Origin of the sequence: Paraburkholderia xenovorans LB400 (assembly GCF_000013645.1) — a bacterium.
GTDB lineage: Bacteria > Pseudomonadota > Gammaproteobacteria > Burkholderiales > Burkholderiaceae > Paraburkholderia > Paraburkholderia xenovorans.
The window spans coordinates 4,224,743-4,243,960 of the sequence record NC_007951.1 but is presented as its reverse complement, the minus strand read 5'-3'; the positions used below and the strand labels follow the sequence as shown (position 1 = coordinate 4,243,960).

General features: G+C 61.4%; 4 protein-coding genes. 3 read left to right on the top strand and 1 reads right to left on the bottom strand.

The window, feature by feature from the left end; translation table 11 throughout:
- The first annotated feature begins 1,044 nt into the window (after positions 1-1,044).
- Both BXE_RS18955 and BXE_RS18950 read left to right on the top strand, forming a co-directional pair.
- Positions 1,045-15,225, top strand: a complete 14,181-nt coding sequence (locus BXE_RS18955; protein WP_011489828.1) for an ESPR-type extended signal peptide-containing protein — start codon at positions 1,045-1,047, stop codon at positions 15,223-15,225.
- Positions 15,226-15,350: 125 nt separating this feature from the next.
- Positions 15,351-16,106, top strand: coding sequence for an OmpA family protein (locus BXE_RS18950; protein WP_038457348.1), 756 nt, complete (start codon positions 15,351-15,353; stop codon positions 16,104-16,106).
- Positions 16,107-16,175: 69 nt separating this feature from the next.
- Here the strand turns inward: BXE_RS18950 and BXE_RS18945 are convergent, their stop codons facing one another.
- Positions 16,176-17,021: a MurR/RpiR family transcriptional regulator gene (locus BXE_RS18945; protein ID WP_038457350.1), complete on the bottom strand. Its 846-nt coding sequence runs from the start codon at positions 17,019-17,021 to the stop codon at positions 16,176-16,178.
- A 290-nt stretch (positions 17,022-17,311) separates the two neighbouring features.
- Here BXE_RS18945 and edd point away from each other — a divergent pair, with 290 nt between their 5' ends.
- A complete protein-coding gene (edd, locus tag BXE_RS18940) occupies positions 17,312-19,216 on the top strand; it encodes a phosphogluconate dehydratase (RefSeq protein ID WP_011489825.1) in 1,905 nt (634 codons plus the stop codon).
- Positions 19,217-19,218 lie beyond the last annotated feature (2 nt).

The window sequence follows — 19,218 nt, the reverse complement described above, 5'->3', positions numbered from 1 at the left end:
GAGCGGAATGGACAATCGAATGCGTTCGGAGGGCCGGCCGTGTAAAAACCGGCCTACGCATTATTGCACTGCTTACAGCGAAGCGAATTTGGGAGCGTTTAGATACTTTATGTGTATTTTGGAATGACTAATAAGATAAGTCTCAATGTCACTGATTTATACAATTGCACACGTGGCGAGGAACTAGCGTCCCGTCGTCAATCGAGACGCGGCATAGGCAAGTTGGCCGTGATCTGTGCATTGTTATGAAGCGTCAACGACCACGAGCTCAAGCTGGCATCGGTGTCAGCGCGACGGTTTCAAATTGCCGCGTCTGAATGATCAAGGGACGTTTGTCCTGCGCCGCCATAAGGATGCCCGTCGTCGGTATCTAGTTGATTCCTTTGCAGGGACGTCGCGCATAGACCCGTTTCTTCACCGCCGGGCGCGGCGCACCGATCCGGCTAGTGCTTTGGCATCGAAGAGACGGCGGCTTTCGAAGCTCTTCGCGCATCTGAACAATCCGACCAGGTGGGCAGGTTTTCTTCCAGAATTCTTACGCCATCCGCGATAGTCGTTGTCAGTCCAGCCCGTCCTAACACCCTGATGGCTACCCGTCAGTGAGACTGTTCTTAAAAATGATTCGCGCAGACGAAATATGGTCCCGTTACTCGTCGGATGCGTCCGCTTTGGATTGCTGAATTTTCTGGATTGAATTTTCTTAAGTCATGGAATCGAAACTTTGGAGTATTCCCGTCTTGATTCGGAGTGCTCCTATTCTGCGGTGCAGACCATTCTCGTAAATTCTCAGGCGTCGAGAACGTGTAATGAGATGCGAAGTTGCAAGAGATTTCGGTATTGGAACTCGATGAATTTGATGAGCCCAATTCGAACCTGGTAACGAGTGACGAAAAGTCACAGATTTCGGATTGGCGAGCACATCAACCTCTAGTTCTCTGATCGGGTCTCCGCCGAGCAAAAGCGACAACGTCGACCCACTAACGCACAACCACGTCGCCATAAAGGACGCGTGGACGACATTTTTGACTAAATCAGGGTTTCAAAATGAACAAGACATATCGCTCCGTCTGGAACGAGTCGACAGGCACTTGGGTCGCTGCGTCGGAACATGCAAGTGCACGCGGGAAAAAATCTTCTGCGAAAACCTCTTCCACTAAGGCAGTCGTCGGGGCGTTGGGTCTGGCAGCCGGGCTATATGGTGCCGACGCGTTTGCGCTGGGTGGAGGGCTAACCCTTTGTCCGACCACCGAAGGATCCGCCGGGTACACTGCCGGTAGCGCTTCTAGCGCAAACGGGGCTTACTGCGGGTCCGACTATCAATGGGGTTTGTTCAGCAACACCAATGCCGACGGCAGTAAAAGCGGCCAGCCGATTGGTGCCGCGATTGAGGGAATGAATGACGGCTCATTGCTGTTGTACGGTCCCAACAACATTGTGATGAAGAACCTGGTCAGCATGTCCAGCAACAAGATCATCAATCTTGCCCCTGGGACAGTGAGCTCTACCAGCGCAGACGCGGTAAACGGCTCGCAGTTGTATGCGACGAACCAGAACGTGTCGAACATCGGAAACACGGTGAACAACATCACCACCGGTGCCGGCATCATGTACTTCCACGTGAACTCGACGCTGGCGGATTCGACCGCGAACGGCGTGAATTCTATTGCTATCGGTGGCGCGACCAGAACGGACGCGAACAATTCGATTTCGATCGGTACGGGACTGACGCAAGCCTCAAGCAATACAGGGGCTATCGCAATTGGTCAGAATGCGAGCATCAATGTATACGGCGCGAATAGTATCGCTATCGGCACAAACAGTGCGACGGGTGGCATTGGCGGTGCGATTGCGCTCGGCGAGAACGCCTTTGCAACCGGCGGCAAGATGTTGGCGCTCGGCTCCGGTGCGAGTGCGACGACGGCTAATTCGGTCGCGCTAGGCTCAGGTTCGACGACGACGGCGAATTTGACAGCAGCAGGATATAACCCTGGCAGCGGCACGCTTGCCGGTACGTCACAGGCTACGAATGGCGAAGTGTCGGTGGGCAATGCAGGTGCAGAGCGTCGTATCACTAACGTTGCGGCCGGTTCGGCAGCCACGGATGCGGTGAACGTGAGCCAGTTGCAATCGGAAGATGCAAAGGTGAACACGATCAACAACAACGTGAACAACCTGAGCGGCAGTGTCACCAACATCAGCAGCACGGTGAACAACATCACCAACGGTGGTGGCATCAAGTATTTCCACGCGAACTCGACGCAGGCGGATTCGTCGGCCACGGGCACGGATGCAGTGGCGATCGGTGGCAATGCCCAGGCGACGGCGGCGAACTCGGTGGCGCTGGGTTTGAACTCGACGAGTAAGGGAACGAACGCGATTGCACTGGGCGGGGCCGTGGCTGGGGGGAGCTACGCTTTCGCGGCAGGCAGCCTGGCATTGGCTGCAACTACTGGTGACATTGCGCTGGGTTCATCGGCGACGGCTAGCAGCGCTAACAGCAATGCTTACGCAACTGCGCTGGGTACCAACGCGTTGGCAAACGCAACCGATGCAACTGCCATTGGCGAAGGTGCCTCGGCAACAGCAGCATCCTCGGTAGCGTTGGGCGCGAGATCCAAAACGACAGCGAACCTGTCGACAGCGGGCTATAACCCGGGTACGGGGACGTTGTCCGGTACTACCCCGACGGGCGAAGTGTCGGTGGGCTCGGCAGGCAAGGAACGACGCGTGACGAACGTGGCAGCCGGCTCGGCAGCGACGGATGCGGTGAACGTGAGCCAGTTGATGTCGGAAGACGCAAAGGTGAACACGATCAACAACAACGTGAACAACCTGAGCAACAACGTCACGAACATCGCGGGCAATGTCACCAACATCAGCAACACGGTGAACAACATCACCAATGGTGGTGGCATCAAGTACTTCCACGTGAACTCGACGCTGGCGGATTCTTCCGCGGGGGGAACAAATTCTATAGCTATCGGCGGCGGGGCTACTACGGGGAATGTTACTGCAGGAACTTCAGACAATATATCCATCGGCACCAACGCCACAACCAACTATGGCAAAAATATTGCCATCGGCGGCAATGCGCAGGCCTTGGGAGGCGCATACGACGGTGGCTACAACACTGCGATTGGTGAGAACGCGATTGCAAAGGGAGATGGAGCAGGTGGCTTCGGCGGAGGGGGGTGGGGGCAGACCACGGCCATTGGCGGTGGTTCGCAGGCATTGCATGACAACACCACGGCGGTCGGTTCAGGCGCGATCGCAAATGTGGCTAATGCTACTGCTTTGGGTATGTCTGCCAGCGCGACCGCTGGGAGTGCTATCGCGCTGGGTCAGGGGGCAGTGGCGTCGGCAGCGAACTCGGTGGCACTGGGTTCGGGTTCGACGACGACGGCGAACCTGTCGGCAGCGGGTTATAACCCGGGTACGGGTACATTGTCGGGCATCGCTTCGGTAGCCAATGGCGAAGTGTCGGTGGGTGCAGCAGGCAAGGAACGTCGCATCACCAACGTGGCAGCCGGCTCGGCAGCCACGGATGCAGTGAACGTGAGCCAGTTGCAATCGGAAGATGCAAAGGTGAACACGATCAACAACAACGTGAACAACCTGAGCGGCAGTGTCACCAACATCAGCAACACGGTGAACAACATCACCAACGGTGGTGGCATCAAGTATTTCCACACGAAATCGACGCTGGCCGATTCGTCGGCGACGGGTACGGATGCAGTGGCGATCGGCGGCAATGCCCAGGCGACGGCGGCGAACTCGGTAGCACTGGGTTCGAACTCGACGACGACAGCGAACCTGTCGGCAGCGGGTTATAACCCGGGCACGGGTGCGTTGTCTGGCATCGCTTCGGCAGCCAACGGTGAAGTGTCGGTGGGTGCAGCAGGCAAGGAACGCCGCATCACTAACGTAGCAGCCGGCTCGGCAGCCACGGATGCGGTGAACGTCAGCCAGCTCCAGTCGGAAGACGCAAAGGTGAACACGATCAGCAACAACGTGAACAACCTGAGCGGCAGCGTCACCAACATCAGCAGCACGGTGAACAACATCACCAATGGTGGTGGCATCAAGTACTTCCACACGAACTCGACGCTGGCGGATTCGACCGCGAACGGCGTGAATTCTATTGCTATCGGTGGCGCGACCAGAACGGACGCGAACAATTCGATTTCGATCGGTACGGGACTGACGCAAGCCTCAAGCAATACAGGGGCTATCGCAATTGGTCAGAATGCGAGCATCAATGTATACGGCGCGAATAGTATCGCTATCGGCACAAACAGTGCGACGGGTGGCATTGGCGGTGCGATTGCGCTCGGCGAGAACGCCTTTGCAACCGGCGGCAAGATGTTGGCGCTCGGCTCCGGTGCGAGTGCGACGACGGCTAATTCGGTCGCGCTAGGCTCAGGTTCGACGACGACGGCGAATTTGACAGCAGCAGGATACAACCCGGGCAGCGGCACGCTTGCCGGTACGTCACAGGCTACGAATGGCGAAGTGTCGGTGGGCAATGCAGGTGCAGAGCGTCGTATCACTAACGTTGCGGCGGGCTCGGCAGCCACGGACGCGGTGAACGTGAGCCAGTTGCAGTCGGAAGATGCGAAGGTGAACACGATCAACAACAACGTGAACAACCTGAGCAACAACGTCACAAACATCGCGGGTAACGTCACCAACATCAGCAACACGGTGAACAACATCACCAATGGTGGTGGCATCAAGTATTTCCACACGAAATCGACGCTGGCCGATTCGTCGGCGACGGGCACGGATGCAGTGGCGATCGGCGGCAATGCCCAGGCGACGGCGGCGAACTCGGTAGCACTGGGTTCGAACTCGACGACGACAGCGAACCTGTCGGCAGCGGGCTACAACCCGGGCACGGGTACGCTGTCCGGTACTACCCCGACGGGCGAAGTGTCGGTGGGCTCGGCAGGCAAGGAACGTCGCGTGACGAACGTGGCAGCCGGCTCGGCGGCGACGGATGCGGTGAACGTGAGCCAGTTGCAGTCGGCCATCATCGGCAGCACCGCGAACGCGGTCGCCTATGACGACGGCACGAAGGCCACGGTTACGCTGAAGGGCGCGAGCGGCACGAAGATCACCAACCTGACGGCGGGCAATCTGAGCGCAACGAGCACGGACGCGGTGAACGGCTCGCAGTTGTACGCGACGAACCAGAACGTGTCGAACATCGGTAACACGGTGAACAACATCACCAACGGTGGTGGCATCAAGTATTTCCACGCGAACTCGACGCAGGCGGATTCGTCGGCCACGGGGTCGAACTCGGTCGCGGTGGGCGACAGGGCGTCGTCGCTTGGCGGTTCGTCGGTCGCGATGGGTGACGGCGCGACAGCAGTGGGCGCGGCGAGTATTGCGATTGGTAACAATGCGCAGAACGTGACCGGGTCGAACAATTCAGTTGCCATTGGAGGTGATTCGAAGGCGGGCGACAGGTCCGTTTCACTGGGCAACGGTGCAGATACCTCGCTGTCGAGCTGGGGCGTTGCAGTCGGTACCAACGCGAACGTTTCTGCTGCACTGGGCACGGCAATTGGTGCCGGGGCCAACGTGAGCGGCGCGAATTCGACGGCCATCGGCGCGAACGCGGTGGCCTCTGCGACCAACTCGGTGGCGCTGGGTTCGAATTCGACGACGACGGCGAACCTGTCGGCTGCGGGTTATAACCCGGGTACGGGTACGTTGTCGGGCATCGCGTCGGCGGCCAATGGCGAAGTGTCGGTCGGTGCAGCAGGCAAGGAACGTCGCGTGACGAACGTGGCAGCCGGCTCGGCAGCCACGGATGCGGTGAACGTGAGCCAGTTGCAGTCGGAAGATGCGAAGGTGAACACGATCAACAACAACGTGAACAACCTGAGCGGCAGTGTCACCAACATCAGCAGCACGGTGAACAACATCACCAACGGTAGCGGCATCAAGTACTTCCACACGAACTCGACGTTGGCGGATTCGTCGGCTGGGGGGGCCAATAGCATTGCTATCGGTGGCGGGGCGGCGACCAGTAGCAGTGCCGGCCTGAGTGACAACATGGCGATCGGCACCAACGCCACCGCAAGCTACGGCAAGAACATCGCCATCGGCGGCGGTGCGCAGGCTACAGGTGGCACGTACGACGGCGGCTATAACGTCGCACTCGGTGAAAACGCTAATGCCACAGCAGGCACGAACGCCTGGGGACACAATACGGCGATCGGTGCCAACACCGTAATCAATGGCGTCAACTCGGTAGCGCTCGGGATCTCGGCGACGACGAGCGGGAGCGGCAGCATGGCCTTTGGCTCGGCGGCACAGGCAAGCGCGGACTATGCGATTGCAAGTGGGGCAGGCGCCAATGCATCGGCTGTGAATTCCGTGGCGCTGGGTTCGAACTCGACGACGACGGCCAACCTGTCGGCAGCGGGTTATAACCCGGGTACGGGTACGCTGTCGGGCATCGCTTCGGTAGCCAATGGCGAAGTGTCGGTGGGCTCGGCAGGCAAGGAACGTCGCGTGACCAACGTGGCAGCCGGTTCGGCAGCGACGGATGCGGTGAACGTCAGCCAGCTCCAGTCGGAAGACGCCAAGGTGAACACGATCAACAATAACGTGAACAACCTGAGCAACAACGTCAGCAACATCGCGGGCAACGTCACCAACATCAGCAACACGGTGAACAACATCACCAACGGTGGCGGCGGCATCAAGTACTTCCACGCGAACTCGACACTCGCCGATTCGTCGGCAACGGGCACGGATGCAGTGGCGATCGGCGGGAATGCCCAGGCGACGGCGGCGAACTCGGTAGCACTGGGTTCAAACTCGACGACGACGGCAAACCTGTCGGCAGCGGGCTACAACCCGGGCACGGGTACGCTGTCCGGTACGACCCCGGTGGGCGAAGTGTCGGTGGGCTCGGCAGGCAAGGAACGTCGCGTGACAAACGTGGCGGCCGGCTCGGCGGCCACGGATGCGGTGAACGTGAGCCAGTTGCAGTCGGCCATCATCGGCAGCACCGCGAATGCGGTCGCCTATGACGACGGCACGAAGGCCACGGTTACGCTGAAGGGCGCGAGCGGTACGAAGATCACCAACCTGACGGCAGGTAATCTGAGCGCAACGAGCACGGACGCGGTGAACGGCTCGCAGTTGTATGCGACGAACCAGAACGTGTCGAATGTCGGTAACACGGTCAGTAACCTGAGCAACAACGTCACGAACATCGCGGGTAACGTCACCAACATCAGCAACACGGTGAACAACATCACCAATGGTGGTGGCATCAAGTATTTCCACGCGAACTCGACGCTCGCCGATTCGTCGGCGACGGGCACGGATGCAGTGGCGATCGGTGGCAATGCCCAGGCGACGGCAGCGAACTCGGTGGCGCTGGGTTCAAACTCGACGACGACGGCGAACCTGTCGGCAGCGGGCTATAACCCTGGCACGGGTGCGTTGTCCGCTACGACCCCGGTGGGCGAAGTGTCGGTGGGCTCGGCAGGCAAGGAACGTCGCGTGACGAACGTGGCAGCCGGCTCGGCAGCGACGGATGCAGTGAACGTCAGCCAGTTGATGTCCGAAGATGCCAAGGTGAACACGATCAACAACAACGTGAACAACCTGAGCAACAACGTCAGCAACATCGCGGGTAACGTCACCAACATCAGCAATACGGTGAACAACATCACCAACGGTGGCAGCGGCATCAAGTACTTCCACGCGAACTCGACGCTGGCGGATTCGTCGGCAACGGGCGTTGACGCAGTGGCGATCGGCGGCAATGCCCAGGCGACGGCAGCGAACTCGGTAGCACTGGGTTCGAACTCGACGACGACAGCGAACCTGTCGGCAGCGGGTTATAACCCGGGCACGGGTGCGTTGTCTGGCATCGCTTCGGCAGCCAACGGTGAAGTGTCGGTGGGTGCAGCAGGCAAGGAACGCCGCATCACTAACGTAGCAGCCGGCTCGGCAGCCACGGATGCGGTGAACGTCAGCCAGCTCCAGTCGGAAGACGCGAAGGTGAACACGATCAACAACAACGTGAACAACCTGAGCAACAACGTCAGCAACATCGCGGGCAACGTCACCAACATCAGCAATACGGTGAACAACATCACCAACGGTGGCAGCGGCATCAAGTACTTCCACGCGAACTCGACACTCGCCGATTCGTCGGCAACGGGCACGGATGCAGTGGCGATCGGTGGGAATGCATCGGCATCGGCGGCAAACTCGGTGGCGCTGGGTTCGAACTCGACGACGACGGCGAACCTGTCGGCAGCGGGCTATAACCCGGGCACGGGTGTGTTGTCTGGCATCGCTTCGGCAGCCAACGGTGAAGTGTCGGTCGGTGCAGCAGGCAAGGAACGCCGCATTACCAACGTGGCAGCCGGCTCGGCAGCCACGGACGCGGTGAACGTCAGCCAGTTGATGTCCGAAGATGCCAAGGTGAACACGATCAACAACAACGTGAACAACCTGAGCAACAACGTCACCAACATCGCGGGCAATGTCACCAACATCAGCAACACGGTGAACAACATCACCAACGGTGGCAGCGGCATCAAGTACTTCCACGCGAACTCGACACTCGCCGATTCGTCGGCAACGGGCACGGATGCAGTGGCGATCGGTGGGAATGCCCAGGCGACGGCAGCGAACTCGGTAGCACTGGGTTCGAACTCGACGACGACGGCGAACCTGTCGGCAGCGGGCTATAACCCGGGTACGGCAGCACTGTCGGGCATCGCGTCGGCGGCCAATGGCGAAGTGTCGGTGGGTTCGGCAGGCAAGGAACGTCGCGTGACGAACGTGGCAGCCGGTTCGGCAGCCACGGACGCGGTGAACGTGAGCCAGTTGCAGTCGGAAGATGCCAAGGTGAACACGATCAACAACAACGTGAACAACCTGAGCAACAACGTCAGCAACATGGCGGGCAATGTCACCAACATCAGCAACACGGTGAACAACATCACCAACGGTGGTGGCGGCATCAAGTACTTCCACGCGAACTCGACACTCGCCGATTCGTCGGCGACGGGCACGGATGCAGTGGCGATCGGCGGGAATGCATCGGCATCGGCAGCGAACTCGGTAGCACTGGGTTCGAACTCGACGACGACAGCGAACCTGTCGGCAGCGGGCTATAACCCGGGCACGGGTGTGTTGTCTGGCATCGCTTCGGCAGCCAACGGTGAAGTGTCGGTCGGTGCAGCAGGCAAGGAACGCCGCATTACCAACGTGGCAGCGGGCTCGGCGGCGACGGATGCGGTGAACGTGAGCCAGTTGATGTCGGAAGACGCAAAGGTGAACACGATCAACAACAACGTGAACAACCTGAGCAACAACGTCAGCAACATCGCGGGCAATGTCACCAACATCAGCAACACGGTGAACAACATCACCAACGGTGGCAGCGGCATCAAGTACTTCCACGCGAACTCGACACTCGCCGATTCGTCGGCGACGGGCACGGATGCAGTGGCGATCGGTGGGAATGCCCAGGCGACGGCAGCGAACTCGGTAGCACTGGGTTCGAACTCGACGACGACGGCGAACCTGTCGGCAGCGGGCTATAACCCGGGCACGGGCACGCTGTCCGGTACGACCCCGGTGGGCGAAGTGTCGGTGGGCTCGGCAGGCAAGGAACGTCGCGTGACGAACGTGGCAGCGGGTTCGGCGGCCACGGATGCGGTGAACGTGAGCCAGTTGCAGTCGGCCATCATCGGCAGCACTGCGAATGCGGTCGCCTATGACGACGGCACGAAGGCCACGGTTACGCTGAAGGGCGCGAGCGGTACGAAGATCACCAACCTGACGGCGGGCAATCTGAGCGCAACGAGCACGGACGCGGTGAACGGCTCGCAGTTGTACGCGACGAACCAGAACGTGTCGAACATTGACAACACGGTCAGTAACCTGAGCAACAACGTCACGAACATCGCGGGTAACGTCACCAACATCAGCAACACGGTGAACAACATCACCAACGGTGGCAGCGGCATCAAGTACTTCCACGCGAACTCGACGCTGGCGGATTCGTCGGCGACGGGCACGGATGCAGTGGCGATCGGCGGCAACGCATCGGCATCGGCAGCGAACTCGGTGGCACTGGGTTCGAACTCGACGACGACAGCGAACCTGTCGGCAGCGGGTTACAACCCGGGCACGGGTGCGTTGTCGGGCATCGCCTCGGCAGCCAACGGCGAAGTGTCGGTGGGTGCAGCAGGCAAGGAACGCCGCATCACCAACGTGGCAGCCGGCTCGGCAGCCACGGACGCGGTGAACGTCAGCCAGTTGATGTCCGAAGATGCCAAGGTGAACACGATCAACAACAACGTGAACAACCTGAGCAACAACGTCAGCAACATCGCGGGTAACGTCACCAACATCAGCAATACGGTGAACAACATCACCAACGGTGGCAGCGGCATCAAGTACTTCCACGCGAACTCGACGCTGGCGGATTCGTCGGCAACGGGCGTTGACGCAGTGGCGATCGGCGGCAATGCCCAGGCGACGGCAGCGAACTCGGTAGCACTGGGTTCGAACTCGACGACGACAGCGAACCTGTCGGCAGCGGGTTATAACCCGGGCACGGGTGCGTTGTCTGGCATCGCTTCGGCAGCCAACGGTGAAGTGTCGGTGGGTGCAGCAGGCAAGGAACGCCGCATCACTAACGTAGCAGCCGGCTCGGCAGCCACGGATGCGGTGAACGTCAGCCAGCTCCAGTCGGAAGACGCGAAGGTGAACACGATCAACAACAACGTGAACAACCTGAGCAACAACGTCAGCAACATCGCGGGCAACGTCACCAACATCAGCAATACGGTGAACAACATCACCAACGGTGGCAGCGGCATCAAGTACTTCCACGCGAACTCGACACTCGCCGATTCGTCGGCAACGGGCACGGATGCAGTGGCGATCGGTGGGAATGCATCGGCATCGGCGGCAAACTCGGTGGCGCTGGGTTCGAACTCGACGACGACGGCGAACCTGTCGGCAGCGGGATACAACCCGGGTTCGGCAGCACTGTCGGGCACGGCCTCGGCAGCCAACGGCGAAGTGTCGGTCGGTGCAGCAGGCAAGGAACGCCGCATCACGAACGTAGCAGCCGGCTCGGCAGCGACGGATGCAGTGAACGTGAGCCAGCTCCAGTCCGAAGACGCGAAGGTGAACGCTGAAGGCGCGGCCACTGCGGCAGCGCTGGGCGGCGGTTCGACCTACAACACGACGACGGGTGCGATCACCAGTCCGACGTACATCGCAGGCGGCAAGACGTTCAACAATGTTGGCGATGTAGTCACGAACATCGACGGCCGTGTTACGCAGAACTCGACGGACATCACGAACCTGACTACGACCATCGACAACGGCACGATCGGTCTGGTGCAGCAGGCTACGCCGACGAGCACGATTACGGTCGCGAAGGACACGGGCGGCGCGACGGTGGATTTCCGGGGCACGGGCAATGCAACTCGCACGTTGACGGGCATCACGGCGGGTGAGTTGAGCGCAACGAGCACGGATGCGGTGAACGGCTCGCAGTTGTACGCGACGAACCAGAACGTGTCGAACATTGACAACACGGTCAGTAACCTGAGCAACAACGTCACGAATATCGCGGGCAATGTCACCAACATCAGCAACACGGTGAATAACATCACCAACGGTGGTGGCGGCATCAAGTACTTCCACGCGAACTCGACGCTGGCGGATTCGTCGGCAACGGGCGTTGACGCAGTGGCGATCGGCGGCAATGCCCAGGCGACGGCAGCGAACTCGGTAGCACTGGGTTCGAACTCGACGACGACAGCGAACCTGTCGGCAGCGGGTTATAACCCGGGCACGGGTGCGTTGTCTGGCATCGCTTCGGCAGCCAACGGTGAAGTGTCGGTGGGTGCAGCAGGCAAGGAACGCCGCATCACTAACGTAGCAGCCGGCTCGGCAGCCACGGATGCGGTGAACGTCAGCCAGCTCCAGTCGGAAGACGCGAAGGTGAACACGATCAACAACAACGTGAACAACCTGAGCAACAACGTCAGCAACATCGCGGGCAACGTCACCAACATCAGCAATACGGTGAACAACATCACCAACGGTGGCAGCGGCATCAAGTACTTCCACGCGAACTCGACACTCGCCGATTCGTCGGCAACGGGCACGGATGCAGTGGCGATCGGTGGGAATGCATCGGCATCGGCGGCAAACTCGGTGGCGCTGGGTTCGAACTCGACGACGACGGCGAACCTGTCGGCAGCGGGATACAACCCGGGTTCGGCAGCACTGTCGGGCACGGCCTCGGCAGCCAACGGCGAAGTGTCGGTCGGTGCAGCAGGCAAGGAACGCCGCATCACGAACGTAGCAGCCGGCTCGGCAGCCACGGATGCGGTGAACGTGAGCCAGCTCCAGTCGGAAGACGCGAAGGTGAACGCTGAAGGCGCGGCCACTGCGGCAGCGCTGGGCGGCGGTTCGACCTACAACACGACGACGGGTGCGATCACCAGTCCGACGTACATCGCAGGCGGCAAGACGTTCAACAATGTTGGCGATGTAGTCACGAACATCGACGGCCGTGTTACGCAGAACTCGACGGACATCACGAACCTGACTACGACCATCGACAACGGCACGATCGGTCTGGTGCAGCAGGCTACGCCGACGAGCACGATTACGGTCGCGAAGGACACGGGCGGCGCGACGGTGGATTTCCGGGGCACGGGCAATGCAACTCGCACGTTGACGGGCATCACGGCGGGTGAGTTGAGCGCAACGAGCACGGATGCGGTGAACGGCTCGCAGTTGTACGCGACGAACCAGAACGTGTCGAACATTGACAACACGGTCAGTAACCTGAGCAACAACGTCACGAATATCGCGGGCAATGTCACCAACATCAGCAACACGGTGAATAACATCACCAACGGTGGTGGCGGCATCAAGTACTTCCACGCGAACTCGACGCTGGCGGATTCGTCGGCAACGGGCGTTGACGCAGTGGCGATCGGCGGCAATGCCCAGGCGACGGCAGCGAACTCGGTAGCACTGGGTTCGAACTCGACGACGACAGCGAACCTGTCGGCAGCGGGCTACAACCCGGGCACGGGCACGTTGTCTGGCATCGCTTCGGCAGCCAACGGTGAAGTGTCGGTCGGTGCAGCAGGCAAGGAGCGCCGCGTGACGAACGTAGCAGCCGGCTCGGCAGCCACGGACGCGGTGAACGTGAGCCAGTTGCAATCGGAAGATGCCAAGGTGAACACGATCAACAACAACGTGAACAACCTGAGCAACAACGTCAGCAACATCGCGGGCAATGTCACGAACATCAGCAACACGGTGAACAACATCACCAACGGTGGCGGCGGCATCAAGTACTTCCACGCGAACTCGACGCTGGCGGATTCGTCGGCGACGGGCACCAACAGCCTGGCGGCCGGACCGGCAGCGGTGGCATCCGCCACTGACGCAGTCGCACTGGGCAACGGCGCGAAGGCAACCAACGCCGGCGCGGTGGCACTCGGCGCAGGTTCGACGACAACGACCGCGGTGGCAACCTCCGGCACGACGATTGGCGGCATCACCTACACGTTCGCAGGCGTCGCTCCGTCGAGCACGGTGAGCGTGGGTGCGGCGGGTAGCGAGCGCACGATCACGAACGTGGCGGCTGGCCGCCTGAGCGCGACGAGCACGGACGCGGTCAACGGCAGCGAACTGTTTGCAACCAACCAGCAGGTGACGCGAAACACCGCGGACATCACCAACCTGACGAACAACATGAACATCGGTTCGGTGGGTCTGGTGCAGCAGGACGCGACGACACGCACCATCACGGTCGCGAAGGCCACCGACGGTACGCGGGTCGACTTCACGGGCACGGGGGGCGCGCGTCAATTGACGGGCGTGGCCGCAGGCGCAGTGAACGCGACGAGCGTGGATGCGGTGAACGGTTCGCAGCTCTACGGTGTGTCGCAGAGCGTGGCGGATGCGATCGGCGGTGGCTCGACCGTGAACACGGATGGCTCCATCTCGGCCCCGACCTACGTTGTGGACGGCACGACCGTCCACAATGCGGGCGACGCGATCAGCAACCTCGACAACCGTGTGACGCAGAACACCACCGACATCAGCACGATCAACAACACGCTGAACAGCATCACCACGGGTGCGGGCGTCAAGTACGTGCATGTGAACTCGACCCTGGCCGACTCGCTGGCGAAGGGTGCGGAGTCGGTGGCGATCGGCGGTAACGCGCAATCGCAGGCGGCGAACTCGGTGGCATTGGGTTCGAACTCGGTGGCGGATCGTGCCAACACGGTGTCGGTGGGCGCGGCTGGTGCGGAGCGTCAGATCACCAACGTGGCGGCCGGTACGGCGGACACGGATGCGGTGAACGTCGCGCAGTTGAAGGCGTCGGGTGTGATCAATACGGATGGCACGACCAACGCCGCCGTCACGTACGACCACAACGCGGACGGCTCGGCCAACTACAACAGCGTCACGATGGGTAACGGTGTAGCGGGCGGCACGACGATCCACAACGTGGCGGCAGGCTCGGCTGCCGACGACGCGGTCAACGTCAGCCAGATGAACGCGGCGATCTCCAGCGTCTCGAACATCATCGGCTCGGCGGGTAATCCGCTGTTCACAGCCGACGGCAACCGTGACACGGAAGCCGCGGTCGCCAGCGGCACGCATGCCACGGCAATGGGCGCGAACGCGAAGGCAAGCGCGGCCAATTCGGTGGCGCTGGGTGCGAACTCGGTGGCGGACCGTGAGAATACGGTGTCGGTGGGCTCGGCGGGCAACGAACGCCAGGTCACCAATGTCGCGGCCGGTACGGCCACCACCGACGCCGTCAACGTCGGCCAGTTGAACCAGGCGATCGGCGCATCGATCGGCAATCTGCCGGCCGGCATGTCGGCGAAGGACTACACCGACCAGCAGATCAACGCGGTGCAGAACGGCGTGAACCAGGTTGCGAAGAACGCGTATGCAGGTATCGCGGCCGCTACGGCGCTGACGATGATTCCGGACGTCGATCAGGGCAAGACGATCGCGGTCGGTGTCGGCGGCGGCTCGTATAAGGGTTCGCAGGCTGTGGCGCTCGGCATCTCGGCACGTATCACCCAGAACCTGAAGATGAAGGCCGGCGCGGGTACGAGCTCGCAAGGCACGACGGTGGGCCTGGGTGCTTCCTACCAGTGGTAAGCGCCATGACGGACGAGGCGTGAGCCTCGTCCGTCAGCCTGGTCTGGTTTGACTTAACTGCAAGCGCGCTCCGGTCCATGTCACACATGGCAGGAGCGCCGCTTCGATCGACTGAATCCCCGAAAATGAATACAACTTTTTTTAAGTCGCCGCGCATGCTGCTGCTCGGCGCGTGTGTGACGTTCCTTGCTGCGTGCACTACGCAGTCGGGCCCAACCTATACGCTTCACGCAGTGAACGTGCCGAACCAGCAGGCACCGATTTATCGGGTCAGCTGCGAGGGACTCTTCGAAAGCTCGAAGAGTTGCGTGCGTGTGGCTGGAGAGACCTGCAAGAATCAGCCGGTGACGTGGCTCGAAGCCATCGATCGCGTAAGCGACGGCGTGCAGAAGAAGGATGCGCGCAATCTGACCTTCATGTGCGGCAATCCGGTTGTGGCCCAGCCGGTCCCGCAACAGGCTCCGCAGGCGGCCCCACAACAGCCGGTTCCGCAACCGCCGGCTGCGCAGCCGCAAGCAAAACAGGTGGCGCCGCAGGTTCGCCTACTGCTGCAAGGCAACGCTAACTTTGCGACGGATAGCGCGGTGCTGAGCCCCATTGCAAAGAAAAACCTCGACGACTTCATGCGCGCGAATCAGGGCGTCAACCTGCATCGCGTGATGGTGGTGGGTTATACGGACGCAACGGGTTCGGAAGCACATAACCTGAACCTCTCCCAGGCTCGTGCCGCCGCCGTCGTGCAATACCTGCGTGACGGCGGCCTGCGCGCCGAGCAGTTCGTCGCGCGCGGACTGGGCAGCGCCGATCCGGTGGCGTCGAATGCGACGGCCGAGGGCCGCATGCAAAACCGCCGCGTCGACGTTCGCGTGCTCGCGGAGTAGATAGCGGCAGCACACGTTGCCTGACCACTAAGGCCTGCCATCGCGCAGGCCTTTTTCATCTCCAAAGCATCAACTCTCGCCGTCGACCCTCAAGCGTCCGATCACGCCTTTCGCCTGTCCCACCCGCTCCACCAACTCCGGTCCACGCCTGAGCGCGACGCCGACCGCCAGAATGTCGCCGATCGCCAGATGCGACATGCGCGAGGTCATCGGCGAAAACACATCGTTTTCCTCCACCACATTCGAGAACAGGCAGATCGACGCGACCCGCGCGAGCGGTGAGCTGCCATGCGTGATCGCGATCACTTTCGCGCCGCGAGCGAGCGCCGAACGCGCGGCTTCGATGATGTCGCGGGTGCGGCCGGTATTCGATACCGCCACCACCACATCGCCGGGTCCGAGCAGCGCCGCCGACATCGAATAGGTATGCGGATCCGAGTACGCGACGCTCGGCATGCCGAGCCGGAAAAACTTGTGCTGGATATCCTGCGCGGCAATGCCCGAGCCGCCCGCTCCATAGAACTCGATGCGCGCCGCGTTCGCGAGCAGTTCGACGGCCGCCTCGACGCTATCCGGCGACAGGCTGTTGCGCACTTCGATCAGTGTGCCGATGGTCCGGTCGAACACCTTCGCGATGAGACCGGGCGCGCCTTCATCCGGCCGCACGTCCCGATAGACGGTCGGCACACCTGAAGCAATCCCTTGCGCAAGCCGGATCTTGAACTCGCGAAACCCCGAAAAGCCGAGCGCATGACAAAACCGCGCGATGGTCGGCTGGCTCACGCCTGCGCGGGCGGCCACTTCGGTCATGGACAGATCGAGCACTTCGCGCGGCGCTTCAATCACATAGTCGGCCAGTTTGCGTTCGGACGGCCGCAACTGGTCGCGCATCTCTTCCACCTGGGACAGCATCATTGGAAAACTCGCACTATGCTGAAGAATGCGTGGACTATATCCGATTGCCGAAGAGGTACAAAAACTACATTTCGTGCTGTAGGTGTAATCCCCAGGTTTCAGTTGTTACGCGTAAAAGCAAGGCTGGTCGGGCATGTTGGGCGGTTTCTCTATGCCGCAGCGCAGCAGCGTTCGTCGTTGCGATCATGTAGTTTTTCTACTAAGATGGCGGCGTCGACTGATCCGACATCCCCGCTATACCTGCCTGGCCTCACGCGCGCACGCCCGCCGCCAGCGACGAAGGAGCTCCGATGGTTTCCCCGCATTCGCAATTGTTGAAGGTCACGCAACGCGTGGTCGAGCGCAGCAAGCCTACGCGCGAGGCGTATCTGGCCCGCATCGAGCAGGCGCAAGGCCGCTTCCCGGCGCGCGGTGCACTCTCGTGCGCCAATCTGGCCCACGGTTTCGCCGGGCTCGAAGGCAACGACAAGCTCGTCATCAAGCAGATTCGCGAGCCGAACATCGGCATCGTGTCCTCGTACAACGAAATGTTGTCGGCCCACGCGCCGTACAAAAACTACCCGGACATCATCAAGCAGGCCGCGCGTGAAAACGGCGGCGTCGCCCAATTCGCGGGCGGCGTACCGGCCATGTGCGACGGCGTCACGCAAGGCAACGCGGGCATGGAACTGTCGCTGTTCTCGCGCGAAGTGATCGCAATGAGCACGGCGGTCGCGCTGACGCACAACATGTTCGACGCGGCACTGTGCTTAGGTATTTGCGACAAGATCGTGCCGGGCTTGCTGATCGGCGCGCTGCAATTCGGCCATCTGCCGACCATCTTCGTGCCGGCCGGCCCGATGGGCAGCGGCCTGTCCAACGACGACAAAGCCAAAACGCGCCAGCTCTTCGCCACCGGCCAGTGCGGCCGCGACGCGCTGCTCGAAGCGGAAGCCGCCGCGTATCACAGCCACGGCACCTGCACGTTCTACGGTACGGCCAACAGCAATCAGATGCTGATGGAAGTGATGGGTTTGCATCTGCCGAGTTCGGCTTTCGTGCATCCGCATACGCCGCTGCGCGACGCATTGACCGCGCAGGCCGCGCGCCGCGTGCTCGATCTCACGGTCGAGCGCGGCAACTACACGCCGATCGGACATGTGGTCGACGAGAAAGCGATCGTCAACGGCATCGTCGCGTTGCTGGCGACAGGCGGCTCGACCAACCACACGCTGCACCTGGTGGCGATTGCTCGCGCGGCGGGCATCGTGATCGACTGGGACGACTTCGACGCGCTGTCGCAAGCCGTGCCGCTGCTCGCGAAGATCTATCCGAACGGCAAGGCCGACGTGAACCACTTCCACGCAGCCGGCGGCGTCGCCTTCCTGGTACGCAACCTGCTGGAAGGCGGCTTGCTGCACGAAGACGTCAACACGGTCGCGGGCAAGGGACTCAAGCACTACACCGAAGAGCCGAAGCTGATCGACGGCAAGCTGCAATGGGTGCCGGGCGCCGAAGCCAGCGAAGACACGGCGGTGCTGCGCGGCATCAAGGAGCCGTTCCAGCCGGACGGCGGTTTGCGTCTGATGCAGGGCAAGCTCGGCCGCGGCGTGATCAAGATTTCCGCGGTGGCGGCGCAGCATCGCAAGGTGAAGGCGCCGGCGATCGTGTTCGATTCGCAGGAAGCCGTGCAGGAAGCGTTCGACAAAGGCGAGCTGAAACGCGACTTCATCGCCGTGGTGCGCTTCCAGGGCGCGCGGGCAAACGGCATGCCCGAGTTGCATCGTTTGACGCCGCTGCTCGGTGTGTTGCAGGATCAAGGTTTCCACGTTGCGCTGGTCACGGACGGCCGTATGTCCGGCGCATCGGGCAAGGTGCCCGCGGTGATTCACCTGTCGCCGGAAGCCTTGCTGCAAGGCCCGATCGGCAAGGTGCGCACGGGCGACATGCTGGTGATCGACGCCGAAGCCGGTGTGCTCGACATCGAGATCGACGCGGCGGAATGGGCCGCGCGGCCGAATGCCGTGCCGCTGCATCAGGCGGAAAACGAAGTCGGCTTCGGCCGCGAACTGTTCGGTGTGTTCCGCGCGGCGGCGGCGCCGGCGGAGCAGGGTGCGTCGGTATTCGGCGCGATGGTGGGCGAGCGTTCGGCGCATCACGGCGAAGCGGCCGAAGCGCACACCGGCAAACATACAAGCACCACTCAAGCCAGCTAAGC

Bases quoted from the DNA above. Each gene is read 5' to 3' on its own strand.
- BXE_RS18955 (WP_011489828.1), top strand. From the start codon at position 1,045: ATGAACAAGACATATCGCTCCGTCTGGAACGAGTCGACAGGCACTTGG.
- BXE_RS18950 (WP_038457348.1), top strand. From the start codon at position 15,351: ATGAATACAACTTTTTTTAAGTCGCCGCGCATGCTGCTGCTCGGCGCG.
- BXE_RS18945 (WP_038457350.1), bottom strand. From the start codon at position 17,021: ATGATGCTGTCCCAGGTGGAAGAGATGCGCGACCAGTTGCGGCCGTCC.
- edd (WP_011489825.1), top strand. From the start codon at position 17,312: ATGGTTTCCCCGCATTCGCAATTGTTGAAGGTCACGCAACGCGTGGTC.